The organism is Amycolatopsis sp. NPDC049252 (genome assembly GCF_043197175.1).
Classification (GTDB): domain Bacteria; phylum Actinomycetota; class Actinomycetes; order Mycobacteriales; family Pseudonocardiaceae; genus Amycolatopsis.
In genome coordinates, this window is the sequence record NZ_JBICSQ010000071.1 from 15,462 (window position 1) to 38,853 (window position 23,392).

Annotated in this window: 20 protein-coding genes; 12 read left to right on the forward strand and 8 right to left on the reverse strand. The window is 71.7% G+C overall.

The window, feature by feature from the left end:
• The first annotated feature begins 20 nt into the window (after window positions 1-20).
• The gene (locus tag ACGFMK_RS39320) at window positions 21-1,946 is read left to right on the forward strand and encodes a hypothetical protein (protein ID WP_392774302.1); all 1,926 of its coding nucleotides are present in this window, start codon (window positions 21-23) and stop codon (window positions 1,944-1,946) included.
• 92 nt (window positions 1,947-2,038) lie between these two features.
• Window positions 2,039-2,710, forward strand: a complete 672-nt coding sequence (locus ACGFMK_RS39325; RefSeq protein ID WP_392774304.1) for an HNH endonuclease family protein — start codon at window positions 2,039-2,041, stop codon at window positions 2,708-2,710.
• On the opposite strand, the gene ACGFMK_RS39330 is transcribed toward ACGFMK_RS39325, so the two are convergent.
• Window positions 2,707-3,468, reverse strand: a complete 762-nt coding sequence (locus ACGFMK_RS39330; protein ID WP_392774306.1) for a fructosamine kinase family protein — start codon at window positions 3,466-3,468, stop codon at window positions 2,707-2,709. The two genes, ACGFMK_RS39325 and ACGFMK_RS39330, sit on opposite strands and share 4 nt — an antisense overlap.
• A 34-nt stretch (window positions 3,469-3,502) precedes the next feature.
• On the opposite strand from ACGFMK_RS39330, the gene ACGFMK_RS39335 reads away from it, so the two are divergent.
• On the forward strand, window positions 3,503-3,847 hold the full coding sequence (locus ACGFMK_RS39335) for an MmcQ/YjbR family DNA-binding protein (RefSeq protein WP_392774308.1): 345 nt from the start codon (window positions 3,503-3,505) through the stop codon (window positions 3,845-3,847).
• Here the strand turns inward: ACGFMK_RS39335 and ACGFMK_RS39340 are convergent.
• The 5 genes from ACGFMK_RS39340 to ACGFMK_RS39360 form a co-directional block, all read right to left on the reverse strand.
• A complete protein-coding gene (locus ACGFMK_RS39340; protein ID WP_392774309.1) occupies window positions 3,772-4,644 on the reverse strand; it encodes a GNAT family N-acetyltransferase in 873 nt (290 codons plus the stop codon). The genes ACGFMK_RS39335 and ACGFMK_RS39340 overlap by 76 nt on opposite strands.
• Window positions 4,645-4,684: 40 nt before the next feature.
• Window positions 4,685-6,760: a putative Ig domain-containing protein gene (locus tag ACGFMK_RS39345; RefSeq protein ID WP_392774346.1), complete on the reverse strand. Its 2,076-nt coding sequence runs from the start codon at window positions 6,758-6,760 to the stop codon at window positions 4,685-4,687.
• 107 nt (window positions 6,761-6,867) lie between these two features.
• The gene (locus ACGFMK_RS39350; RefSeq protein ID WP_392774311.1) at window positions 6,868-7,089 is read right to left on the reverse strand and encodes a hypothetical protein; all 222 of its coding nucleotides are present in this window, start codon (window positions 7,087-7,089) and stop codon (window positions 6,868-6,870) included.
• Between the two features lie 212 nt (window positions 7,090-7,301).
• A complete protein-coding gene (locus ACGFMK_RS39355; protein ID WP_392774313.1) occupies window positions 7,302-8,876 on the reverse strand; it encodes an acyl-CoA synthetase in 1,575 nt (524 codons plus the stop codon).
• Between the two features lie 43 nt (window positions 8,877-8,919).
• A complete protein-coding gene (locus ACGFMK_RS39360) occupies window positions 8,920-9,510 on the reverse strand; it encodes a hypothetical protein (RefSeq protein WP_392774315.1) in 591 nt (196 codons plus the stop codon).
• A 56-nt stretch (window positions 9,511-9,566) separates the two neighbouring features.
• On the opposite strand from ACGFMK_RS39360, the gene ACGFMK_RS39365 reads away from it, so the two are divergent.
• A complete protein-coding gene (locus ACGFMK_RS39365; RefSeq protein ID WP_392774317.1) occupies window positions 9,567-9,929 on the forward strand; it encodes a DUF488 domain-containing protein in 363 nt (120 codons plus the stop codon).
• A 32-nt stretch (window positions 9,930-9,961) separates the two neighbouring features.
• Here ACGFMK_RS39365 and ACGFMK_RS39370 read toward each other — a convergent pair whose 3' ends face one another.
• Together ACGFMK_RS39370 and ACGFMK_RS39375 are read right to left on the reverse strand one after the other, a co-directional pair.
• Window positions 9,962-12,352 carry a glycoside hydrolase family 2 protein gene (locus ACGFMK_RS39370; RefSeq protein ID WP_392774319.1) on the reverse strand — a complete coding sequence of 797 codons (2,391 nt, stop codon included), beginning with the start codon at window positions 12,350-12,352 and terminating at the stop codon, window positions 9,962-9,964.
• A gap of 108 nt (window positions 12,353-12,460) precedes the next feature.
• Window positions 12,461-13,498 carry a LacI family DNA-binding transcriptional regulator gene (locus ACGFMK_RS39375; RefSeq protein WP_323336668.1) on the reverse strand — a complete coding sequence of 346 codons (1,038 nt, stop codon included), beginning with the start codon at window positions 13,496-13,498 and terminating at the stop codon, window positions 12,461-12,463.
• A 168-nt stretch (window positions 13,499-13,666) separates the two neighbouring features.
• Here ACGFMK_RS39375 and ACGFMK_RS39380 point away from each other — a divergent pair, with 168 nt between their 5' ends.
• The 8 genes from ACGFMK_RS39380 (at window position 13,667) to ACGFMK_RS39415 (ending at window position 23,348) form a co-directional block, all read left to right on the forward strand.
• On the forward strand, window positions 13,667-15,184 hold the full coding sequence (locus ACGFMK_RS39380) for a sugar ABC transporter ATP-binding protein (protein ID WP_392774321.1): 1,518 nt from the start codon (window positions 13,667-13,669) through the stop codon (window positions 15,182-15,184).
• The gene (locus tag ACGFMK_RS39385) at window positions 15,181-16,221 is read left to right on the forward strand and encodes an ABC transporter permease (RefSeq protein WP_392774323.1); all 1,041 of its coding nucleotides are present in this window, start codon (window positions 15,181-15,183) and stop codon (window positions 16,219-16,221) included. Before ACGFMK_RS39380 ends, ACGFMK_RS39385 begins: the two co-directional genes overlap by 4 nt.
• On the forward strand, window positions 16,214-17,227 hold the full coding sequence (locus ACGFMK_RS39390) for an ABC transporter permease (protein ID WP_392774325.1): 1,014 nt from the start codon (window positions 16,214-16,216) through the stop codon (window positions 17,225-17,227). The genes ACGFMK_RS39385 and ACGFMK_RS39390 overlap by 8 nt, the downstream gene beginning before the upstream one ends.
• 5 nt (window positions 17,228-17,232) lie before the next feature.
• Window positions 17,233-18,294, forward strand: a complete 1,062-nt coding sequence (gene rhaS / locus ACGFMK_RS39395; RefSeq protein WP_392774327.1) for a rhamnose ABC transporter substrate-binding protein — start codon at window positions 17,233-17,235, stop codon at window positions 18,292-18,294.
• A gap of 65 nt (window positions 18,295-18,359) precedes the next feature.
• On the forward strand, window positions 18,360-18,704 hold the full coding sequence (locus ACGFMK_RS39400) for an L-rhamnose mutarotase (RefSeq protein ID WP_392774329.1): 345 nt from the start codon (window positions 18,360-18,362) through the stop codon (window positions 18,702-18,704).
• A 14-nt stretch (window positions 18,705-18,718) separates the two neighbouring features.
• Window positions 18,719-19,876: an L-rhamnose isomerase gene (gene rhaI, locus ACGFMK_RS39405; RefSeq protein ID WP_392774348.1), complete on the forward strand. Its 1,158-nt coding sequence runs from the start codon at window positions 18,719-18,721 to the stop codon at window positions 19,874-19,876.
• Window positions 19,873-21,906, forward strand: a complete 2,034-nt coding sequence (locus ACGFMK_RS39410) for a bifunctional aldolase/short-chain dehydrogenase (protein ID WP_392774331.1) — start codon at window positions 19,873-19,875, stop codon at window positions 21,904-21,906. The genes rhaI and ACGFMK_RS39410 overlap by 4 nt, the downstream gene beginning before the upstream one ends.
• Before the next feature lie 20 nt (window positions 21,907-21,926).
• Window positions 21,927-23,348, forward strand: a complete 1,422-nt coding sequence (locus ACGFMK_RS39415; RefSeq protein ID WP_392774333.1) for an arabinose isomerase — start codon at window positions 21,927-21,929, stop codon at window positions 23,346-23,348.
• The last annotated feature ends 44 nt before the right edge of the window (window positions 23,349-23,392 follow it).

Here is a 23,392-nt window from a genome sequence, read left to right on the forward strand (position 1 = left end):
GCCGTTCTCGTCATGGAGGTGTGACCGGCGTGCTCGTGGCGCAGCAGCGCGACCTGGCTCTGCCGGTCGCCGCCGAGCATCTCGTGGGGTTGCTGCATTCCTGGGGGCCGGACCAGCTGAAGGGCCTGGCCCTGGCGGGGATCAGCGTGCCGACCCGCACCGGACCGTGTTTCGTGGACGCGCTGGTGTTCACGCGCTCCGGGGTGGTGGTGCTCGCGGCGCACGAGCCGGGTGTGGCGCCGGGCGCCGAGCCGGGGCCGCGGGTGGGAGCCGCGGTGCGGGCGACGAAGCGTGCGCTCGCGGCACTTGGCGGTGGAGAGCACGTGACCGGGCTGGTCGTGGTCGTACCGCCGCAGCGCGCGGTGGATTCGCCTTGGGCCGCAAGCGACCCCGGCTCGCCCTTGCCCGGTGGTCACCGGCCGGAGGGCCGGTTCGCCGAGGTGGGCCTGGCGGCCGGTTCACCTCCGGGGGTGGAGGTTCTTGCGGCGGGTGCGGTGGCGTTGCCGGGCCCTGCCGCGGGGTTGGGAATGGACGCTGGTTCCCATTCGGCGGCGGGAAGTCTCGCGGCGGATGCGGTTGCGTGGTCGCGCCCTGGCTCGGAGGTGGGCTTGGCAGTCGGCCCCTGCTCGGGTGCGGTGGCGTTGCCGGGCGCTGCTTCGGAGTCGGGCTTGGTCGCCGACCCGCACTCGGCGGCAGGGGTTGTCGCAGTGGGTGCGGGTTCGGGTGCGGCGCCGGAGTCAGGTGTCGGGGTGGGCATAGTCGGTGGTTCCCATCCGGTGGCAGGGAGTCTCGCGGCGGATGCGGTTGCGGGTGGGGTGCCGGAGTCGGGTGTCGGGGTGGGCCTGGTCGGTGGTTCCCATTCGGCGGCGGGAAGTCTCGCGGCGGATGCGGTTGCGGGTGGGGTGCCGGAGTCGGGTGTCGGAGTGGGCCTGGTCGGTGGTTCCCATTCGGCGGCAGGGAGTCTCGCGGCGGATGCGGCTGCGTGGTCGCGCCCTGGCTCGGAGGTGGGCTTGGCAGCCGGCCCCCGCTCGGGTGCGGTTGCGTTGCCGGGCGCTGCTTCGGAGTCGGGCTTGGTCGCCGGCCCGCACTCGGTGGCAGGGGTTGTCGCGGTGGGTTCGGGTGCGGTGCCGGAGTCGGGTGTCAGGGCGGGGCTGGTCGGTGGTTCCCATCCGGTGGCAGGGAGTCTCGCGGCGGATGCGGTTGCGTGGTCGCGCCCTGCCTCCGAGGTGGGCCTGGCAGCCGGCCTCCACTCGGATGCGGGTCCGGCTGCGGTGCCGCGGCCCGCGCCGGGGCTGGTTGCCGGTCCGAGTCCGGTTGCGGAGGCGGTGCCGCGACCCGCGCTGCAGCCGGGCGCTGAAGCGGGGCCGGCCGGCGGTCCGCGCCCGGCTGTGGGGGTTCTTGCGGCGGAGGCGGAGGCGGTGCCGCGACCCGGCCCGGACCCCGGCGCCGAAGTGCTGGTGCGGCTGGCCGAAGCCGGGGCGTCGCCGCCCGCGTGGCCGTTGCTGCCCTCGCGTGAACCCGAACCGGGTGTGGCCACCGTGCTCGCGGATCCGCGTGGGCTGCGGCGGATCATCGCGCAGCACAACCGGTGGCGGACCGTCTGGACCGCCGATGATGTCCTCGAAGCCTGCTACGCCCTGTCGCTCGCCCACCTCGCCCCGTCGCGGTCCGCGTTGCTCGCCGAGGGGTTTCCGCTACGCCTTCCCGCCGCGGCCCGGGTGCTGCCGCCGGCGCCCGAGCCCCCCGTGGTGGCGCCGCCGCCGGCGCCCGAGCCGGAGGCCCCCGCACCCGCGCCGCCCCGGGTGCGGGGGCCGGTGTCGGCCGTCTTTCCCCGGCAGCGGCCGATCCGGCAGGTGCCCTGGGGGCTGGTTGTCGTGCTTACCCTGCTCGTCACGGTCGGTGTCATCGCCGCCGTGTTCGTCTCGCAGGTCTTTCACGGCCGTTGACGCGATCAGTTCGCGCCAACTAGGCCATCTGCACCGTTTCCCCGGCGCGTCTCCTGGGCATCAACCCGAGGTAGACGTGAAAGGGGCTCACGATGTCGCGCACCAGAGCGCTCTCCTTGGTCGTGCTGGCCGCCGTGGCGGGTACCGCGCTGGCCGGGTGCAAGCCGGAGGACCTCGCCGCCGCCGGGGGACAGAGCAGTCAACCGGGCGGGACGGCCGCCGCGGCGCCGGTCGCGCCCGGCGAGGCCAAGACGGAGCTGGCCGCGCTCAAGATCGCCGTCCGCGGCACCATGGACGGCTACTCCCGCGAGAAGTTCCCGCACTGGGACAAGGTCGACGGCACCTGCGACACCCGCGAGCAGGTGCTCAAGCGCGACGGCAAGAACGTCTCCGTGGACGCCCAGTGCGCGACCAAGTCCGGGACCTGGGTCAGCGCCTACGACGGCGAGACCTGGACGAAGGCGTCCGATGTGGACATCGACCACATGGTACCGCTCGGGCAGGCCTGGATCAGCGGCGCGAAGTCCTGGACGACCGAACGCCGGGAGCAGTTCGCGAACGACCTGGTCCGCCCGCAGCTGCACGCGGTGACCGACAACCTCAACGAGCAGAAGAGCGACAAGGCCCCGGACCAGTGGAAGCCGCCGCTCGTGTCCTACTGGTGCACCTACGCCACCGACTGGATCGTCGTGAAGGCCAACTACGGCCTCACGATCACCGTGCCGGAGAAGACGGCCCTGGAGACCATGCTCGCCAAGTGCTAACCCAGTGACCGCGCCGCGGCCAGGGCCTGCGCGGCGTAGGACTGTCCGAACAGGACGGTGTGCACCAGCAGCGGGAACAGCTGGTGCATGCCGATCCGGTCGCGCAGGCCCGCGGCCAGTGGCGCGGTCTCGTCGTAGGCGGCCACGATCCGGTCCAGGTGCGGGCAGCCGAACAGGTGCAGCATCGCCAGGTCGGTCTCGCGGTGGCCGCCGTGCGCGGCCGGGTCGATCAGCCACGCGTCGTGGCCGTCCCACAGGACGTTGCCGTTCCACAGGTCGCCGTGCAGCCGCGCCGGAGGTTCGTCCGGCGCGGCGAGCCGGGAACACGCGCGCTCGAACGGCGCGGCCTCGAGCAGCCCGGCGTCGACGGCCGTCCGCACGTAGGGCAGGACGCGCTGCGACGCGTACCAGGACGCCCAGTCGGCACCCGGGACGTTCGCCATCGGCGCCAGGCCGATCCACGCGTCCGCCGGCCCGCCCGGGGGCGGCGCGCCGAACGCGGGCGCCCCGGCGGCGTGCAGGCGCGCCAGCCCGCGGCCGAACCGCTCGGCGGCCGCCGGACTCGGACGCCCGGCCGGGACGCGGTCGATGACGAGCCGTTCGTCGTCGCAGCTGTGCACCTCCGGCACCGGGACCGCGGCCGCCGCGGCCAGCCAGCGCAGGCCCGCCGCTTCGGCCGCCGTGGCGCGCGGCCCGGCGCCGCGTTTGACCACGACGGCCCGGCCGTCGTCCAGCTCGGCCTCGGTCAGGTCGGTCATGACTCGCACGGTACCGGCGCGCTACGGTGGTCGGGTGCAGGACTTCGAACGGGTGCTGAGCGCGCTGGCGGACGTCGAACGGTCCGAGGCCCGCGACTACTCGTCGTTCAGCGTGCGCGGCAAGCGGTTCGGCTACTACTGGCCGCGGACGCGGACGGTCGGCCTCAAGCAGACGATCTCGGAGCAGCTCGCCCTCGTCGCCGAGCGCCCGGACGTCTTCGAGATCCAGTTCACCATGGGCGGCTTCGGCTGGGTCGTGGTCTACCTGGACGGCATCGACGCCGACGAGCTGGCCGAACTGATCTACGAGGCTTGGCGGCTCTCGGCACCCGAAGAGCTGGTCGCCGAGGTCCCCTTCACCAAGATCGCCCGGGTGTAGAGCAGGTCGAACCCCTGCCGCTGCGCGTTCTGGTGCGACTTCGAACCCGGCTGCGTGGTGACGACGGCGACGTCGCACCGGGCTTCGGCCGCCGCGGTCAGCCGGGCTCGCAGCAACGCCGGCTGCACGCCCCGCCGCCGGTGCGCGGGCCGGGTGGCCGCGCCGGTGAACTGCGCGATCCCGTCCGTGGCGCGGAAACTGGCACCCCCGGCGAACTCGCCGTCGCGCACCGCGACGTACCGCCGGACCCCGGCCATGTCCCGCAGCGCGCGGACCAGCGCCTCCCGCGGGAAGTCGTCGTGCGAGGGCAGCCCCTCGGTGTCGGCGACCGCGCTCGCGTCGGCGACCATGGCCAGCCACTGCTCCAGCTCGTCGTCGCGGCACAACCGGACGTCCTCGGGGAAGTCCGTGTCACCGAGCCGCCGCCCGAGGACGTTCTCGAACGACTCCAGCCGGTAGCCGCGTCCGGTGAGGAACGCGCCGACCGCGGAATCGGCCAGCTGGCACAGCTCGACCTGGACCGGCGCGCCCAGCTCCGCGAAGGCCTGCTCGACCTCGTCCAGTTCGGCGGCGGACGGCAAGCCGTCAAAACCGAGCGCGGCGATCTTGGTGAACGGCGAGTCCACCTCGGCGAGGCTCACGATCCCGCCGGCGAGCGGGCGCGCGAACCCGGTGCCGCGACGCACCCGCCCGGCTTCGTGGCACGCCGAGATCAGCCGCGCTTCGGCGCGTTCGATCCGCGCCGCCAGCGCGGTGTCACAGAAAAGCCTGTCGCAGAAAAGCCGGTCCCCGCCCATGCGCCCAGCCTGCCGGACGCACGAGCGGGGACCAACCGGTTTACCCTTCGACCCGGTGGGACGCCCAGAACGACGTCAGGTCGGTCGACCCGGCCGCCGCCTGCGCCGCGGCCTTGAACTCGGCCGTCGTCGAGACGCCGTACCAGTGCGACTGCGCGTACGTCTTCAGCAGGTTCGCCATCGCCGTGTCGCCGATGAGCCGCCGCAGGTCGTGCAGGGTGCACTTGCCGTAGTTGTAGACCACGGTGGAGTACCGCGACGAATGCGCGTCCCAGTACGCCATCGAGTTGGTCAGCTTCTCCGCGCTCGACTGCCACGTGATGCCGCAACCACTGCCGGTGATCCCCCGGTAGAGGTCGGTGGCGTAGTCGGTGAAGCTCTCGTCGAGCCACGGCGAGTTGTACTCGTCGTCACCGACGATCCCGTAGAACCACTGGTGCGCCAGCTCGTGCGGGAGCGCCGTGGTCGACACGAGGTCCATCACGAAGCCCGGGTACTCCATGCCGCCGAACCAGAAGTTGTTGTCCAGCACCACGTCCACCTCGCCGTACGGGTAGTCGCCGAAGCGGCCCGAGTGGACGTCGATGGCGTCGGCGGCCAGGCTCAGCATCTGGTTCGCGCTGCTCGTGGAGATCCCGGTGACCGAGTAGACGTTGACCCGCACGCCCTTGCCGGACGTCGTGCTGATCTTCGCGAACGGCCCGGCGCCCCACGCGAAGTCACGCACCTTGTTCGCGACGGCGTGCGTGGTCGTCGTGCTGCCGCTGGTCGTCTCGGTCGACGTGCCGGTGGCCGGGGTCAGCACCGTGCTCGGGTGCACCAGGGTGACGTCGAAGTCGCTGATCAGGCTGTAGAACGCCTCGCCGTTGTTGGTGTACGGGTCGAGGTGCCAGCCCGCGCCGTCCCGGACCGCCAGGATCGGCAGGGCGTTGCCGATCATGTTGAACGCGCCGTCGTGGCCGAAGCGGTCGGCGCCACTGGGCACGACGATCTGCAGGTCGAACCCGATCGACGCGGACTGCCCCTGCGCGAGCGGCGCCGGCAGCGTGATCTTCAGGGCGGTGCAGTTGACGCTCAGCGCCGACGGCGTGCCGCCGGTGACGTTGGTGACCGTGATCGGCGTCGTCGGGCAGGTGCCGTGGTAGTTGTCCCAGAGCCGCAGGTAGACCTCGGGCAGCGCGGTCGGCGAGCCGTTGGTGAAACTGACCGACTGGTGCCCGTTCCAGGTGTCGCCGGCGGTGTTCGAGGTCAGGTTCACGGTGTAGGCGGGATTGATCGGCGTACGGGTCGAGTCGGCCGGGGCCGAGCCGATCGTCCAGGAGAACGTCGCGCTGCCGCTGTTGCCTCCCGGGTCCTTCGCCGTGACGGTCACCGAAGACGTGCCGGCCGTGGTCGGCGTGCCGGTGATCTTCCCGGTGCCCGCGCCGATGGACAGCCCGGCGGGCAGGCCGGTCGCGGTCCAGGTCAGCGCGTCGTTCTGCGGGTCGGTGGCCTGGACCTGCAGCGACACGGCCTGGCCGACGGCGGTGGTCTGGCTGCCGGGCGAGGTGACGACCGGGGACTGCGGGTTCGACGTCCCGGTCGTGGTCAGCGAGAAGTCGTCGAGGAGGAAGTTCGTGGCCAGGCTCGAGTCCTCGGTGCCGGTGACCTTGAGGGTCACGGTCTGCCCGAGGTAGCGCGACACGTCCACGGTGCGCTGGACGTAGCCGGTGTTCTTGTCGAGGTTCGAGTAGCTCGCGAGGGTGTCCGTCCCGGCCTGCACCACGAGCTTGTCGTAGGCGGTGGTCGTCGACGTCTCCTTGGTGTCGACGTGCGACCACCAGGTCAGGCTGGCCGTCGCGCAGCCGGCCGGAAGCGTCAGGGTCTGGGACAGGGTGTCGGTGTGCGTGCTGCCGTAGCCGTCCAGCCAGGCGACCGTCGTGCCGCCGTGGGCCGGTTCCGCGGCGGTCGCCGCGGAGATGACACCACTGGTCTGGGTCCACGGCGTGGTGCCGCTCTCGAACCCGCCGTTGCCGACGATCTGGTCACCGCAGACCGCGGCGGCGGCGTGGGCCGGCGCGGCGACGACGACCGTGCCCAGCAGGCCTGCGGCCACACCGAGCACAGCGGAAAGCACCCTCGATCTCATGAGGTCGTCCTTTCGCGGCCCCGTCTCTCGGAGCCTTGGAAAGCGTCCTCTGCGGGTCCGGTGGCAACAACCCGCCATGAGTCGGGTTCGTGCGGTTACGCCTGCTGGAGCACGTTGAGCAGAATGACCAGGAGCGCGACGGCGCCGACGACCGCGATGCCGGCGCCGACCATGGTCCGGATCATTTCCCCGAAGCCCTTGGCCGTGCGGGCGCGGTAGGCGGAGTAGCTGGAGCGGGCCTCCTTCGCGGCGTGGACCCGGCCGCCCACGAGCAGCCCGGCCCCCAGCGCGAGCAGGACGGCGATGAAAACGGACACGATCTGTACCTCTTCCCTCGGATCAGGTCATCGAAGAACGGCGACGGCCTCATTACTAGACCCGACGGACGGGCCGCGCCATGGCTTTTGGACATTCGGTTCCCGGGCCGGTCGGCCCTGGTGCGCTCGCGGGCTGACGTTCCCGCCGACCCGGGTGCCCTTGTACAGCGTTATCCGTGGTTTTCCGTGCCGGGCAAGGTGAATTCGGTCGTTCAGTCCCGTGTGGCCAGTCCGGCGTGCCGTTCGCGGAGTTCCCGCTTGACGATCTTTCCGCTGGGGTTCTTGGGAAGCCGGTCCGCGAACACGACGTACTTGGGACATTTGTAACCGGCCAACCGCGCTCTGGCGTGGTTGATGACCTGCGCCGCGGTCAGTTCGGCGTCTTCCCGGGGCACGACCACCGCGGTGACCGCTTCGATCCAGTGTGGATGGCTGATCCCGAAGACGGCGACCTCGGCGACGCCGTCCAGCAGGTACAGCGCTTCTTCGACCTCGCGGCTGGCCACGTTCTCACCGCCGGTCTTGATCATGTCCTTCTTGCGGTCCACGACGGACAGGTAACCGTCCTCGTCGACCACGCCCAGGTCGCCGGAGTGGAACCAGCCCGTGCGGAACGCGTCGGCCGTCTTCTCCTCGTCGCGGTAGTAGCCGAGGGTGGCGTGCGGGCTGCGGTGCACGATCTCGCCGACGACCCCGGGCCCCACGGGGTTGTCCTCGTCGTCGACGATGCGCGTCTCGACGTTGAGCGACGGCCGCCCGGCCGAGCCGGCGCGCGGCAGCTGCTCGTCGGGACGCAGGATCGTCGCCAGTGGCGCCATCTCCGTCTGGCCGTAGAAGTTCCACAGCGCGACGTCCGGCAGCCGGCGGCGCAGCTCGCGCAGGACCTCGACCGGCATCGCCGACGCGCCGTAGTAGCCCTTGCGCAGGCTGGAGAGGTCCGTCCGGTCGAAGTTTTCGTTGCGCAGCAAGGAGATCCACACCGTCGGCGGCGCGAACAGCTTCGTCGCCTGCTCCCGTTCGACGGCCGCGAGCAGCGCCGCGGGGTCCGGGCCGGGCAGGATGACGCTGGTGGCGCCGAGGTAGACGTCGACGGAGAAGAAGCAGTCCAGCTGGGCGCAGTGGTAGAGCGGCAGCGAGTGCACCTCGACGTCGTCGGCGCTCATGCCGCCGTCGATCACGCACGAGACGTACTGTGCGATCAGCGAGCGGCTCGACAGCAGCACGCCCTTCGGCCGCGACTCGGTGCCGGAGGTGTACATCAGCCGCAGCGGGTCGTCGTCGGCGACGAAGACGTCGGGTGCCTGATCGTCTCCTTCGGACAACCAGGTGCCGATGTCCTCCCACTCGCCGCCGGGGCCGACGCGGCCGCGGACCACGGTGTCCAGCCCGGACAGTTCGAGGGCCTTGGCGGCGGTTTCTTCGAGCGCGTCTTCGGAGACGAACGCGGCGGCCTCGGCGTGGCGGAGGATGTAGGCGACCTCGTCGGCGCCGAGCATGAAGTTGACCGGGACGAGCACCACGCCCAGTTTCGCGGTGGCGAAGGCGAGCACGCCGTACTGCCAGCAGTTGTGGCTCAGCAGCGCGAGCCGGTCGCCCTTGCGGAGGCCGCGGGCGGCGAGGGCGTGGGCGCAGCGGTTGGCGGCGGCCTCGAATTCGGCGAACGTGAGCCGGGTGTCCCCGGAGACGACGGCGAGCTTGCCCGGCAGCCGCAGCGCGGTGCGGCGGAGCAGATCGCCCAGCGTGTGCTGCCGGGCGCGGTCGACGAGGGCGGCGGTGACCTGGTCCATCCCGGCAGTCTCGGCCGCGGCGGCGTGGCTCGCAAGCCCCGGTTCAGCGTGCGCTGTCGTCGATCTGCACCGGGTAGCCGGCGCGCAGCACGGCGATCGTGGCCGGGGGAGTGAGCACCGGGACGGTTCCGCCGGACGGGCGCGGCCGCCGGGTGCCGTACCCCGTGGTCGTCCACTCCGTGAGGTGGTCGCCGAGGACGAGTTCGGGACGGTCGCCGCGCCGGACGAACACGCCGTCCGGGAGGCCGGCCCAGCTCAGCTCGTGCACCCGGCGGGTGTGGGTGCCCCGGTGGAGGCGTTCCCGGTGGAGCTGCCGGTTCATCTCCGTCGCGGACGGCCTGCCACCCCAGGCGTCGCGATAAGCCGTGTAGGCGGCGTGGCGGCACTCGCCGCACGGCCGGTGCCCGGCGGCGAACGAGACGGCCTCGTCGTGGAAGTACAGGTGCGTGTAGCGGCCCGGCAGCCACTGCTCGCGCCACCGGCTGCGGAACTCGAGCACGCAGGTGATCCACAGGTCGCCACCGTGGAAGCGGACGATCTCGTGGCCCTCGTGCAGCACGCCCCGGTTGCCGGTCCACGCGCCGCGCAGGGGGACGTCGACGATCTCACCGGCCGGCGTCACGCGGTTGCGCACGGCGTTCTCCCTGGTCTCCGGTGGCGGCGGGAGCGATCGCACCGCAGAATGCGCGCATGCAGCCGACGCCGGTCCGTGTGGCGCGCCTGACCGACCCGGCCGGGCCCGCCGACGGTACCCGTGTGCTCGTGGAACGGCTCTGGCCGCGCGGCGCGTCCCGGACGGTCGTGCTGGACGGCTGGTACCGCCAGCTCGCGCCCTCGGACGAGCTGCGCACCTGGTACGGCCACGACCCGGCCCGCTTCGCCGAGTTCGCCGACCGTTACCGCGCGGAGCTGGGCGAACCGGACCGGCTGGCGGCCCTGTCCCGACTCCGCGACCTGGCGGCAGGCGGCCCCCTCACGCTGCTGACAGCGAGCACAACACCGCCGCTCAGCCCGGCCGCGGTACTGGCCGACGTCCTGACCGCCGCCCCCTGACCCACGATCCTTCACGGACATCCGGTGAGCGGTCACGGGCGGGTTGCGGACGTGGGGGCCGCGCCGGGGGCGTGGGTGGTCACCGTGGCCGTGGCGACGCCGAGGGAGTCGTGGCGGGCCGTCAGGGTCAGGGTGCCCGGTGGGCCCGCGAACGGGCGCAGCCACACCGCCGCCGCGCCGCCGGTCGCCGCGAGGTCCAGCGTCGTGTCGCCGACCAAGGCACCCGGGCCGGTCAGGGTGAGCGACACCGTCCCGGACGCCGACGCGCGCAGCGTGCCGTAGCGGTCGATCGCCGACACGACCACGCGGGTCGCGTCGGCGCCGTCGGACCGCAGGTCCGGGTCGTCCGGGACGCAGCTCAGCACGTCACGGGCCCGGTCGCCGCTGTAGCGCCGGGTCACCGCCAAGCGGTCGCCGACGTACCCGTCGACGCGCAGTTCGGCCCGAGTCGGCGGGAGGTCGACGGCGAACGGCGGGTATCGCAGGTGCGGGAAGTCCGCCCGGCGGCTGCGGGCCGTGCCCACGTGCCGCTCGGCCAGGAACACCTCCAGACGGTCGCAGTTCGACCAGATCGTGGCGCCCGGGCCCGGGAAACCGGCGCCGAAGTCCCACGCGAACCCGGCCTCCACGACCGCGCGCACCCGCGGATCGCCCTGCGAGGCGTAGAACGCCGCCGCCGGCTTCGGGATCCGGAAGATGTCGGACACCCCGGCGAACTTCGAGCCGCCCATCGAGCGTTGCCAGCCCGACGGGTAGTCGAACGCGCACCAGGCGAGCAGCCCGCTGTAGCGGTCGTCGGCCGCGGCGAGGTCGTGGGCCTTCGCGTGCAGCTCGGCCTGCTGCTGCTGCGTGGCGTGCGGGTCGGTCCGGCGGTACGCGCGGGCGCCGGCGAGGGTGCCGATCGACTCCGTCACCAGGTACGGCACGCCCGGCCGAGGCGCCTTCAGCTGGAACGGCGCCCCGCGGCGCGCGGTGTAGTCGTTGTAGGCGAGCACCTGCTCGTCGGTACCCGGCGGCAGGGCCAGCCGGGCGCCGGTGGTGCTGGCCAGCGCCCCGCTGGTCGGGCGCGACGGGTCGAGCTGCTTCGCGAGCTTGCCGGTCTTGAGGTACATCTCGGTGGTGCCGGTGGCCTCGTTGACCCGCGTGCCCCACACCACGATGCTCGGGTGGTTGCGGTCCCGCACGACCATCGACGACACGTCACGCAGGTTCTGCTGCTGCCAGGCGGCGTCCCCGACGCGGCCCCAGCCGGGGATCTCCTCCCACACCAGCAGCCCCAGCTCGTCGCAGGCGTCGAGGAACGCGCTCGACTGCGGGTAGTGCGAGCAGCGGACCATCGTGCAGTTCAGCTCGCGGCGCAGGATCTCCGCGTCCCGCCGCTGGACGCGGTCGGGCATCGCGCCGCCGGCGAACGGGTACCACTGGTGGCGGTTGAGCCCGAACAGCTTGAGCCGGCGGCCGTTGAGGAAGAAGCCGTCCGCCGTGAACCGCGCTTCGCGGAACCCGACGCGCACCACCCGCTGGTCGAGCCGCCGCGGCCCGGAGCGCACGCTCACGGTGACGTCGCACAGCGCCGGGTCCTCGACGTCCCAGAGCCGGACCGCGCCGAGCCCGCCCACGTCGAACGTGACGGTCTTCGTCCCGACCGGCATCGGCCCGACGGTCGCGGCGCCCTGGGTCAGCTCCCGGCCCGCCTGGCTCACCGACGCCGTGACCTGCAGCGGCTCGGCGATCGCGGTGGTCGTGTCCAGTTCGCAGGTCAGGCGCAGCGAGCGCGCGGGGGAGAGGACGTCGGCAGGACACGCGAAGACGTCGGTGAGCCGCGTGTGCGGCACCGTTCCGATCGTGGCCGGGCGGTAGATCCCGGCCGGCTGGTAGAAGTCGATCACCGACGGGCCGTCCGTCCGCGGCAGGTTGGGCGGGACGTCGAGCTGCCAGCGCCCGTCCACCACCACGGCGAGGATGTTGTCGCCCGCCGTCACCTGCGGCAGCTCCACCTCGAACGGCAGGTAACCGCCGTTGTGGGAGGCGACGAGCGTGCCGTTGAGGTACACGGCCGCGTTGGTCATGACGCCGTCGAACCGCGCCCGGACGCGCTCCGACGCCATCGCCGGGGACACCGTGAAGTGCTTGCGGTAGATCCACCGGTCCTGCCACGACGACGGCTGCCAGCCCGTCCACGACAGCGGCGTCACGCAGTGGGGGAGCTGCACCGGCGAGAGGTCTTCTTCGTCGAAGTCGGCGTCCGCGCAGCCGTCCTCGTACCGCCCGAAAAGCCAGAAATCGCCCAGCCGCACGGCCGCCGGATCCGGTTCGCCCATTCCGGCCGACCCGGCGACGGTGGTCCCGACGACGGCGGCGGCCAGCCCGGCACCGCTCGCGGCGAGGAACCCGCGGCGGGAAAGCCGCCGTCCGTCCGCCATGCCGACCTCCGTGCTCGGGCGAGCACCCGTGGCTCGATGGCTCCAGTGTGTCCCTAACGGACCCGTTGAGGCATCGCACCTGATCAACACGGCATTACGCGGGCCTGGTCAGCGGAGCGTCGAGGTACGGACCACCAGTTCCGGGGTGAACACGACCTGCCGGTGTTCGTGGGAGGTTTCGGTCGTTTCGGCCAGCAGCAGCTCCGCGGCCGTGCGGCCGAGGCGGCGCCGGGGCTGGCGGACCGAGGTCAGTGGCACCGCGGCCGCCGCGGCGAACTCGATGTCGTCGTAGCCGACGATCGCCAGGTCCTCCGGGACGCGCATGCGCAGGGTGGCGCACGTCTGCAGCAGGCCCAGCGCCACCAGGTCGTTGGCGCAGAACGCGGCGGTCGGGCGGATCGCCGCGGGCAGGCCGGCCAGCCGTTCTCCAGCGCCCCGGCCGTCGGCGACGGTCAGCGCCGTCGTCGTGAGATCGACGAGGTGGTCCGGGCCCAGTCCGGCGGCCTGCAGGGCGCGCAGCGCGCCTTGGCGCCGGTCGCGCACCTGGCCGACCGTCGTGTGGTTGCCGATGAAGGCGATCCGGTCGTGGCCCTGCTCGATCAGGTGCCGCACGGCGATCTCGCCGCCGTAGACGTCGTCCACCGCGACGGAACAGTGCTCGGTGCCGTCCGGCGTGCGGTCCACGACGACCACCGGCGTCCCGCGCCGGGCGATCTCCCGCAGCAGCGGCGCGTCCGGGTCGACGGGCGTGATGAGGATGCCCTGCACCCGCTGCTGTTCCAGGCGGCCGAGGTAGGCCTCCTCCCGCGACGGCTGGTGCGCGCTGTTGCAGAGGAACAGCGAGAGGTCACCCTCGTCGGCCGCGTCCTCCATCCCGGCCGCGACGTCGGTGAAGAAGGGATTGCTGCCGTCGAGCATCACGTAGGCCAGCACCCGGCTGCGCCCGGCGCGCAGCTGCCGCGCGGATTCGTTGCGCACGAACCGGAGTTCGGCCATCGCGGCCTCGACCTTGGCGCGCGTGGCGGGGCTGACGCGGTCGGGGCGGTTGAGCACGTTGGACACCGTGCCGAGGGAGACGCCGGCGGCCGCGGCGACGTCCTTCATGCCCGCCGCTCTCGGCTCGGCGCCGGACTGCTGGACCGTCATCGGACCCCCTCATCCCCCGCAGGTTGAAACGTAACATCGCCACGAACTATCCGCTCTTGAAGCCGTTTGGCCACGGTTCGGCCGATGCATTGACTTGGTCTTCGGCTGCATAGTAGCGTCACCGCGCCAGGTTCGTGAAACCTTTCAATCCTTGAACCGGAGGTCGCGATGACGCGGCAGGACCCGGGCCGGGCCCCTCTGCTGGAGGTGCGCGGCGTGACGAAGTCGTTCGGCGCCGTCGCGGCGGTCGCCGGGGTGTCCTTCCCCCTGTACGCCGGGGAGGCCCACGCCCTGGTCGGGGAGAACGGCGCCGGCAAGTCGACGATCGTCAAGATGCTCGCCGGGGTGCACAAGCCCGACGACGGCACGCTGCTGATGGAGGGGGAACCGGTCTCGTTCGGCTCGCCCGCCGACGCGAAGGCCGCCGGCATCGCCGTGATCTACCAGGAACCCACGCTGTTCCCCGACCTTTCGGTCGCGGAGAACATCGTCATGGGCCGCCACCCGCGCAAGAGCCTCGGCCGCATCGACCGGGCCGCGATCCGCGCCGAAGCCGACCGGCTGTTCACCCGGCTCGGCGTGCGGATCGACCCGGCCCGCCCGGCGCGCGGGCTGTCGATCGCCGACCAGCAGATCGTCGAGATCGCCAAGGCCCTCAGCGCCGACGCCCGCGTGCTGATCATGGACGAGCCGACCGCCGCGCTGAGCCGCGTCGAGGTCGAGCGGCTGTTCACGGTCGCGCGGACGCTGCGGGAAGAGGGCGCGGCGATCATGTTCATCTCCCACCGCTTCGAGGAGATCACCGAGCTCTGCCAGCGCGTCACGATCATGCGCGACGGCAAGCACGTCTCCACGGACCTGGTCGCCGACGTCACGGTCGACGAAATGGTCCACCGCATGGTCGGGCGTGACCTCGACGCGCTGTTCCCCAAGCAGGACGTCGAACCCGGCGCTGTGGTCCTCGAAGTCGAAGGCCTGGCCCGCGAAGGCGTCTTCCGCGACATCTCGTTCTCGGTGCGCGCGGGGGAGATCGTCGCGTTCGCCGGGCTCGTCGGGTCCGGCCGCTCCGAGGTCGTCCAGGCCGTGTTCGGAGTGGACGAACGCGACGCCGGAGTCGTGCGGGTGAACGGGAAGAAGCTCAAGGCGCACTCGTCGCGGGCCGCGATGAACGCCGGGATGGCGCTGGTCCCCGAGGACCGGCGGCAGCAGGGCCTGATCATGGACCTGTCGATCGAGCGCAACGTGACGCTGCCGCGCTCCGGCGCGCTCGCGAAGCTCGGGTTCCTCTCCGGCGGGAGCGAACGGCAGGAGGCGCGGCACTGGACCGAGCGGCTGCGCACCAAGTACCGCCGCCTCGGCGATCCCGTCGGCACGCTCTCCGGCGGCAACCAGCAGAAGGTCGTGCTGGCCAAGTGGCTCGCGATGGCGCCGAAGGTGCTGATCGTGGACGAACCGACCCGCGGCATCGACGTCGGCACGAAGGCCGAGGTGCACCGGCTGATGTCGTCGCTCGCGGCCGAAGGCGTCGCCGTCGTCATGGTGTCGTCCGAACTGCCGGAGGTACTGGGCATGGCCGACCGCGTGCTGGTGATGCGGGAGGGCCGGATCGTGGCCGAGCTCCCGCGCGCCGAAGCCACCGAAGACTCGGTCATGTTCGCCGCGATGGGACAGGGGGCCGCCGCGTGAACGCGACCAAGGTGGCCGCCCCGCCCCGGGAACCCGTGACCGGAGACCGGCAGTCGTGGGCGGCGAACGTCTTCAAGGCCCGCGAGTCCGGGATCGTGCTGGCGCTGATCGTGCTGGTCGCGTTCACCGCGACGCAGAACTCCCGGTTCCTGTCCGGGCAGAGCATCCGCGACATCCTGCTCGGCACGGCGATCCTCGCGGTGCTGGCCGTCGGGCAGGCGGTCGTGATCATCACCCGCAACATCGACCTGTCGGTCGGGTCCGTGCTCGGGTTGTCGGCGTTCGCCGTCGGCTCGCTGATGCGCGACAACCCCGGCCTGCCGGTGATCGTGGCGGTGCTCGCCGGGATCGCCGTCGGCGCGGTCTGCGGCCTGCTCAACGGCGTGCTCGTCCGGTTCGGGCAGGTGCCGGCGCTGGTCGTCACTTTGGGCACGCTGTACGCCTTCCGCGGGGTCAGCTTCTTCTGGGCCGGCGGCCAGCAGATCAACGCCGACAAGCTGCCGTCGTCCTTCCTGGACTTCGGCACGGCGTCGATCCTCGGCATCCCGTGGCTGGTGCTGATCGCGGTGGTCGTGCTGGTGATCGCCGGGATCGTGCTGCGCAGCTACCGCGCCGGCCGGGAGCTCTACGCGATGGGCTCCAGCCCGCAGGCCGCGAAGCTGGCGGGCATCAAGGTCGGCCGCAACACCAGCGCCGCGTTCCTGGTCAGCGGCGCGCTCGCCGGCCTGGCCGGCGTCCTGTTCGCGGCGCGGTTCGGCACCGTCGACGCGGCGGCCGGCACCGGTTACGAGCTGAACGTCGTCGCCGCGGCCGTGGTCGGTGGCGTCGCGGTGTTCGGCGGCAGCGGCTCGGTCTGGGGTGCCGGCCTCGGCGCGCTCCTGCTCACGGTCATCGGCAGCGCCCTGGCCGTGCTCGACATCAACCAGTTCTGGCAGCAGGCGATCGTCGGGGCGCTGATCCTGCTCGCGATCGGGGCCGACCGGCTGGTCGCCGTCCGGGTCGCCAAAGCACTGAAGAAGAGGGATTCCCATGTCTGACACCGGGAACCGGTTCGGCAGGCTGCTCAGCTGGGACGCCGCGGTCGTGCTCGTGACGGTCGTCGTGGTGCTGGTGGCCTCCGGCGCCGTCGAGAACTTCGGCACCAGCCGCAACTTCACCTTCCTGCTGCTCGACCTGCTGCCGATCGCGCTGATCGCGCTGCCGATGACGTTCATCATCGTCACCGGCGAGATCGACCTCTCGGTGGCGAGCACGCTCGGGCTGACGTCCGCGGTGATGGGCTCGCTGTGGGACGCGGGCCTCTCGATCGAGATGATCATCCCGCTGTGCATCGTGCTCGGGGCCGTCCTCGGCGCGGTGAACGGCTTCTTCGTCACCGTGCTGAAACTGCCCGCCCTCGCCGTCACGATCGGCACGCTCGCGCTGTACCGCGGCCTGGCGTTCGTCGTCCTCGGCGACGGCGCGGTCGCCGACTTCCCGCGGGACTACACGAGCTGGGTCACCGGGACCATCGGCGACGGCCCGCTCCCGAACGTCCTGATCCCGCTGATCGTGGTGGCGGCGCTGTTCGGCCTGGTGCTGCACGCGACGCCGATCGGCCGCAGCGTCTTCGCGGCCGGTGCCGGCGAACAGGCCGCGCGGTTCGCCGGGATCCGCACCGGGCGCCTCAAGTTCTGGCTCTACGTCGTGAGCGGCGCGGTCGCCGGGGTCGCGGGCGTGCTGTGGACGCTGCGCTACTCCAGTGCCCGCGCCGACAACGGCTTCGGCCTCGAACTGGCCGTCGTGGCCGCCGTGCTCCTCGGCGGCGTGTCCATCTTCGGCGGCAAGGGCACCCTGCCCGGTGTGCTCGCCGGGGTGGTCCTGCTGGCGTCCCTGCAGAACGCGCTGCGCCTGCAGGACGTGTCGAACGAAGCCCTCAACATCGTGACCGGCGTGCTCCTCATCGTGTCGGTCCTGCTCCCCAACATCGTGTCCTCGGCCCGAACGGCGCTCCGGCGCCGGAACCGGGCCACAGCTACCGGCGCGGTTTCCCCAGAAAGGTGACGAAGATGTCCCGACGGTTCATCACCGGCGCAGTGTCGGCCGGGCTGGTGCTCGTCCTGGCCGCCTGCAGCGGCACGACGAAGAACGACAGCACCGGCTCCGGTGCGCAGCAGTCCACGGCGGCGGCGAACCCCAACGCCGCGGCCAAGGAGGGCGTCAAGATGGCGTTCCTCCCGAAGCAGCTGAACAACCCCTACAGCGACATCGAGGTCAGCGGCGGCAAGGCCGCGCTCGACGAGCTGAAGGGCGAGTACAAGCTGGTCGGGCCCAACGACGCGAGCGCGTCCTCGCAGGTCAGCTACATCAACACGCTGATCCAACAGCAGCAGAACGTGATCGGCATCGCCGCGAACGACCCGAACGCGGTGTGCCCGTCGCTCAACCAGGCCCGCAGCGCCGGCATCAAGGTCGTCGCGTTCGACTCCGACGCCGCCAAGGACTGCCGCGACGTCTTCATCAACCAGGCCACCACCCAGGGCATCGGCGAGGCGCTGGCCAAGCAGGCCAAGGACCTCTCCGGCGGCTCCGGCGAGATCGCGGTCCTGTCCGCGACGCCCAACGCCACCAACCAGAACGCCTGGATCGACGTCCTCAAGAAGGAGCTGGGCAAGCCGGAGTACGCGAACCTCAAGCTGGACAAGGTCGCCTACGGCAACGACGACGACCAGAAGTCGTTCCAGGAGGCCCAGGGTCTGCTGCAGTCGTTCCCGAACCTCAAGGTGATCGTTTCGCCGACCACCGTGGGCATCGCGGCCGCCGCGCGCTACGTCAGCTCGTCGAGCTACAAGGGCAAGGTCGCGGTGACCGGCCTGGGCACGCCGAACCAGATGCGCGCCTTCGTCAAGGACGGCACCGTGAAGCAGTTCGCGCTGTGGAACCCGGCCGACATCGGCTACCTCGCCGCGTACGCCGGCGTCGCGCTTTCCTCGGGCCAGATCACCGGCAAGGAAGGCGAGAAGTTCAAGGCCGGCAAGCTCGGTGAGTACACCATCGGCGCGAGTGGTGAGATCGTCCTCGGCCCGCCGACGACGTTCGACGCGAACAACATCGACAAGTTCAACTTCTGAGAAACTCCCGCGGCCGGGCCGGATCGCCGCCCCGGCCCGGCCGCGGGGTCCACAAAGGACCGAGGATGCCCCGATACTGCTTCTGCCTGCAGGTGAAGCCCGAGCGTGCGGCCGAGTACGCCGAGCGGCACCGCGCGGTGTGGCCGGAGATGCGGCAGGCCCTGCGCGACAGCGGCTGGCACAACTACTCGCTCTTCCTGCGCGGGGACGGCCTGCTGATCGGTTACGTCGAAGCCGACGACCTCGCCGCCGCGCAGGCCGCGATGGCCCGCACCGAGGTCAACACCCGCTGGCAGGCGGAGATGGCGGAGTTCTTCACCGGCCTCGACGGCGGCCCGCCCGACGAGGGCTTCCAGCTGCTGCACGAGGTCTTCCACCTCGAAACCACCTCCGTCCGGGAAGGACAGTGATCGTCTTGCGCGACATGACGGCCGTGAAACAGGCCCTGCGGGCGCAGCGCATCGAGACGCCGTCGTGGGCGTACGCCAACTCGGGCACCCGCTTCAAGGTGTTCCCGCAGCCCGGCGTCCCGCGCACGGCCGAGGAGAAGATCGCCGACGCCGCGACCGTGCACCGGTTCACCGGCATCGCGCCGAGCGTGGCGCTGCACATCCCGTGGGACCGCGTCGACGACTACGGCGCCCTCACCGCGTACGCGCGCGACCTCGGCGTCGAGATCGGTGCCATCAACACCAACGTCTTCCAGGACGAGGACTACAAGCTCGGCTCGGTGACCAACCCGGAGGCCGGGATCCGCCGCAAGGCGACCGACCACCTGCTCGAGGCGATCTCCATCATGGACGCCACCGGGTCGCGCGACCTGAAGCTGTGGTTCTCCGACGGCATCAACTACCCGGGCCAGGACGACATCCGCGACCGCCAGGACCGGCTCGCCGCGGCCCTGAAGGAGACGTACGACCGCCTCGGCGACGACCAGCGGATCCTGCTGGAGTACAAGCTCTTCGAGCCCGCCTTCTACGCCACCGACGTCCCGGACTGGGGCACGTCGTACGCGCACTGCATGGAGCTGGGCGAGAAGGCGACGGTCTGCATCGACACCGGCCACCACGCGCCCGGCACGAACATCGAGTTCATCGTGGCGTTCCTGCTGCGGGCCGGGAAGCTCGGCGCGTTCGACTTCAACTCGCGCTTCTACGCCGACGACGACCTGATGGCCGGCGCGGCCGACCCGTTCCAGCTGTTCCGGATCATGTACGAGATCGTCCGCGGCGACGCGCTCGACCCGTCCTACGGCATCGCGTTCATGCTCGACCAGTGCCACAACATCGAGGCCAAGATCCCGGCGATCATCCGCTCGGTGCTCAACGTCCAGGAGGCGACGGCCAAGGCGCTGCTCGTCGACCGCGACGAGCTGCGCACCGCCCAGCAGGCGGGTGACGTGCTCGGCGCGAACGCCGTGCTGATGGACGCCTACAACACCGACGTCCGGCCACTGCTGGCCGAACTCCGCGAGGAAGCGGGCCTCGACCCGGACCCCGTCGCGGCCTACCACCGCAGCGGGTACCAGGAGAAGATCGTGGCCGAGCGTGCCGGCGGCACGCAGGCCGGATGGGGAGCATGAGCATGACGGTCCCGTCCTTGCCGGAGCAGCTCATCGCGCGCAGCAACGCGCTCGGAGCCGATCCGCGCAACACCAACTACGCCGGCGGCAACACCTCCGCCAAGGGCGACGTCACCGACCCGGTGACCGGCGCGCCGACGGAGGTGCTGTGGGTCAAGGGTTCCGGCGGTGACCTCGGCACGCTCAAGGAGTCCGGGCTCGCCGTGCTGCGGCTCGACCGGCTGCGTGCCCTCGTCGACGTCTACCCGGGCGTCGAGCGCGAGGACGAGATGGTCGCCGCGTTCGACTACTGCCTGCACGGCCGCGGCGGGGCGGCGCCGTCGATCGACACCGCGATGCACGGGCTCGTCGAAGCCCCGCACGTCGACCACCTGCACCCGGACTCCGGCATCGCGCTGGCCACCGCGGCCGACGGCGCCGCGCTGACCAAGGAGTGCTTCGGCGACCGCGTCGCATGGGTCGACTGGCGGCGTCCCGGGTTCCAGCTCGGCCTGGACATCGCCGCCGTGAAGGCCGCCAATCCGCAGGCGATCGGCGTCATCCTCGGCGGCCACGGCATCACCGCGTGGGGCGCGACCTCGGAAGAGTGCCGGCGCAACTCGCTGGAGATCATCCGCACGGCCGAGGAATTCCTGGCCTCACGGGGTTCAGCGGAACCGTTCGGGCCGGTCGTGCCTGGTTTCGAGGCGCTGCCGGACGCTGAACGCCGAGCGCGTGCCGCCGCCCTGGCGCCGGTGATCCGCGGGCTCGCGTCGACCGACCAGCGCGTCGTCGGGCACTACACCGACAGCGACGTCGTCCTCGAGTTCCTGGCGCGCGAGAAACTCGCACCGCTGGCCGCGCTCGGGACGTCGTGCCCCGACCACTTCCTGCGCACCAAGGTCCGGCCGCTGGTCGTCGACCTGCCCAGCTCCGCGCCGCTCGAGGAGGTCATCGAGCGGCTGAAGGAGCTGCACGCCGAGTACCGCGACGAGTACCGCGCCTACTACGAGCGGCACGCGACCCCGGACTCGCCCGCGATGCGCGGCGCCGACCCGGCGATCGTGCTGGTGCCCGGTGTCGGGATGTTCTCCTTCGGCAAGGACAAGCAGACCGCGCGCGTGGCGGGCGAGTTCTACGTCAACGCGATCAACGTCATGCGTGGCGCCGAAGCGGTGTCGACCTACGCGCCGATCGCCGAGAGCGAGAAGTTCCGGATCGAGTACTGGGCCCTCGAAGAGGCCAAGCTGCAGCGGATGCCGAAGCCGAAGCCGCTGGCCGGGCGGATCGCGCTGGTGACCGGCGCGGGTTCGGGCATCGGCAAGGCCATCGCGCTGCGGCTCGCCGCCGAGGGCGCGTGCGTCACGATCGCCGACCTGAACACCTCCGCCGCCGAGGAGGTGGCGTCGGAGATCGGCGGCCTCGCGGTGACTGCCGACGTCACCGACGCCGACGCCGTGCAGGCCGCGGTCGACGCGACCGTGCTGGCCTTCGGCGGGATCGACCTGGTGGTCAACAACGCCGGGCTGTCCATCTCGAAGCCGCTGCTGGAGACCACCGAACGCGACTGGGACCTGCAGCACGACGTCATGGCCAAGGGCTCGTTCCTCGTCGCGCGTGCCGCCGCCAAGGCCATGATCGACCAGGACAGCGGCGGTGACATCGTCTACATCTCGTCGAAGAACGCCGTGTTCGCGGGCCCGAACAACGTCGCCTACGGCGCCGCCAAGGCCGACCAGGCCCACCAGGTCCGGCTCCTGGCGGCCGAACTGGGCGCGCACGGCATCCGCGTCAACGGTGTCAACCCGGACGGCGTCGTCCAGGGCTCCGGCATCTTCGCCGGCGGCTGGGGCGCCCAGCGCGCCGCCGTCTACGGCGTCGAAGAGTCGAAGCTCGGCGAGTTCTACGCCCAGCGCACCATTCTCAAGCGCGAGGTGCTGCCCGAGCACGTCGCGGCCGCCGTGTTCGCCTTGACGGGTGGCGACCTGACCCACACCACCGGCCTGCACGTGCCGGTGGACGCCGGGGTGGCCGCGGCGTTCCTGCGTTGATCCCGGCTGAAGGAGTTTCGATGTCCCTCGACCGCATCACGCCGCGCAAGACCCGCGTCGGGCTCGTCGCGGGCGGGCTCGGCGCGTACTGGCCGCAGTTCCCGAAGCTGCTGCCGCAGCTGCAGGCGTCGGCCCGGCGGGTCGCCGAACGACTGTCCGGAATGGACTGCGAGGTCGTCGACGTCGGGTTCGTCTCGGACGCTTCCGAGGGCGTGGCGGCCGCGGAGAAGCTGCGGGTCGCCGGCTGCGACCTGATCATCGGCTTCCTCACGACGTACCTGACGTCCAGCATGCTGGCGCCGGTCGCCCAGCGCTCGGGGGCGCCGGTGCTGCTGCTGAACCTGCAGCCCACCGAGGCGATGGACCACGAGTCCTTCGACACCGGCGCGTGGCTGGCCTACTGCGGCGCCTGCCCGCTGCCGGAGATGGCCAACGCGTTCCGCCGCCTCGGCGTCGAGTTCCGCTCGGTGTCCGGGTACCTCGAGGACGCGCGGGCTTGGACGCGCATCGAGCGCTGGATCAAGGCGGCCGGCGTGCGGGCGGCGTTCCGGACCGGCCGCCACGGCCTGCTCGGGCACCTCTACCCGGGCATGATGGACGTCTCGACCGACCCGACGCTCGTGTCCGCCCAGCTCGGCGGGCACGTCGAGATCCTGGAGATCGACGACCTGCGCGTGCGCGTCGAGAAGGTGACCGACAGCGAGACGGCCGACCGCGTCGCGCTCGCCTGCGACGTGTTCACTGTGGACGAGTCCGTTGTGGACGAAGACTTCGCCTGGGGTGCCCGCGTTTCGGTGGCGTTGGATCGGCTCGTCGAGGACTTCTCGCTCGACTCGCTGGCCTACTACCACCGCGGTCTCGACGGCGAGACGCACGAGCGCGTCGGCGCCGGGTTCATCCTCGGCGCGTCGCTGCTCACCGCCCGCGGCATCCCGGCGGTCGGCGAGTACGAGCTGCGGACGTCGCTGGCCATGCTGCTGATGGACCGGCTCGGCGCGGGCGGCTCGTTCACCGAGCTGCAGGCGCTGAACTTCCACGACAACGTGGTCGAGATGGGCCACGACGGCCCGGCCCACCTCGGCATCAGCGCCCGCAAGCCGCTGCTGCGCGGCCTGGGCGTCTACCACGGCAAGCGCGGGTGGGGCGTGTCGGTGGAGTTCGACGTCAAGCACGGGCCGGTCACGCTGTGCGGGCTGGCGCAGGGTCGCGACGGGACGTTTTCGCTGGTCGCGTCGGAGGGCACGGTCGTGCCCGGGCCGCTGCTGCGGATCGGCAACACGACGTCCCGCGTCGACTTCGGGTGCGACCCGGGGGAGTGGACCGACGCCTGGTCGGCCAGCGGCATCGCGCACCACTGGGCGCTGGGCACCGGCCACCGCGTCGCCGAGCTGACGGCCGTCGCGGACCTGCTCGGGCTGGAGCTGACCGTGGTGCGGGCGTGACGCGGGTCGCGGCCGTCGACCTCGGCGCGTCCAGCGGGCGCGTG

Excerpts from the sequence above, each read along its gene's own strand:
- ACGFMK_RS39340 (WP_392774309.1), bottom strand. The coding sequence starts at position 4,644 with ATGGGCGGGGACCGGCTTTTCTGCGACAGGCTTTTCTGTGACACCGCG.
- ACGFMK_RS39325 (WP_392774304.1), top strand. The coding sequence starts at position 2,039 with ATGTCGCGCACCAGAGCGCTCTCCTTGGTCGTGCTGGCCGCCGTGGCG.
- ACGFMK_RS39380 (WP_392774321.1), top strand. The coding sequence starts at position 13,667 with ATGACGCGGCAGGACCCGGGCCGGGCCCCTCTGCTGGAGGTGCGCGGC.
- ACGFMK_RS39400 (WP_392774329.1), top strand. The coding sequence starts at position 18,360 with ATGCCCCGATACTGCTTCTGCCTGCAGGTGAAGCCCGAGCGTGCGGCC.
- ACGFMK_RS39330 (WP_392774306.1), bottom strand. The coding sequence starts at position 3,468 with ATGACCGACCTGACCGAGGCCGAGCTGGACGACGGCCGGGCCGTCGTG.
- ACGFMK_RS39370 (WP_392774319.1), bottom strand. The coding sequence starts at position 12,352 with ATGGCGGACGGACGGCGGCTTTCCCGCCGCGGGTTCCTCGCCGCGAGC.
- ACGFMK_RS39390 (WP_392774325.1), top strand. The coding sequence starts at position 16,214 with ATGTCTGACACCGGGAACCGGTTCGGCAGGCTGCTCAGCTGGGACGCC.
- ACGFMK_RS39415 (WP_392774333.1), top strand. The coding sequence starts at position 21,927 with ATGTCCCTCGACCGCATCACGCCGCGCAAGACCCGCGTCGGGCTCGTC.
- rhaS (WP_392774327.1), top strand. The coding sequence starts at position 17,233 with ATGTCCCGACGGTTCATCACCGGCGCAGTGTCGGCCGGGCTGGTGCTC.
- ACGFMK_RS39375 (WP_323336668.1), bottom strand. The coding sequence starts at position 13,498 with ATGACGGTCCAGCAGTCCGGCGCCGAGCCGAGAGCGGCGGGCATGAAG.
- ACGFMK_RS39355 (WP_392774313.1), bottom strand. The coding sequence starts at position 8,876 with ATGGACCAGGTCACCGCCGCCCTCGTCGACCGCGCCCGGCAGCACACG.
- ACGFMK_RS39410 (WP_392774331.1), top strand. The coding sequence starts at position 19,873 with ATGAGCATGACGGTCCCGTCCTTGCCGGAGCAGCTCATCGCGCGCAGC.
- rhaI (WP_392774348.1), top strand. The coding sequence starts at position 18,719 with ATGACGGCCGTGAAACAGGCCCTGCGGGCGCAGCGCATCGAGACGCCG.
- ACGFMK_RS39365 (WP_392774317.1), top strand. The coding sequence starts at position 9,567 with ATGCAGCCGACGCCGGTCCGTGTGGCGCGCCTGACCGACCCGGCCGGG.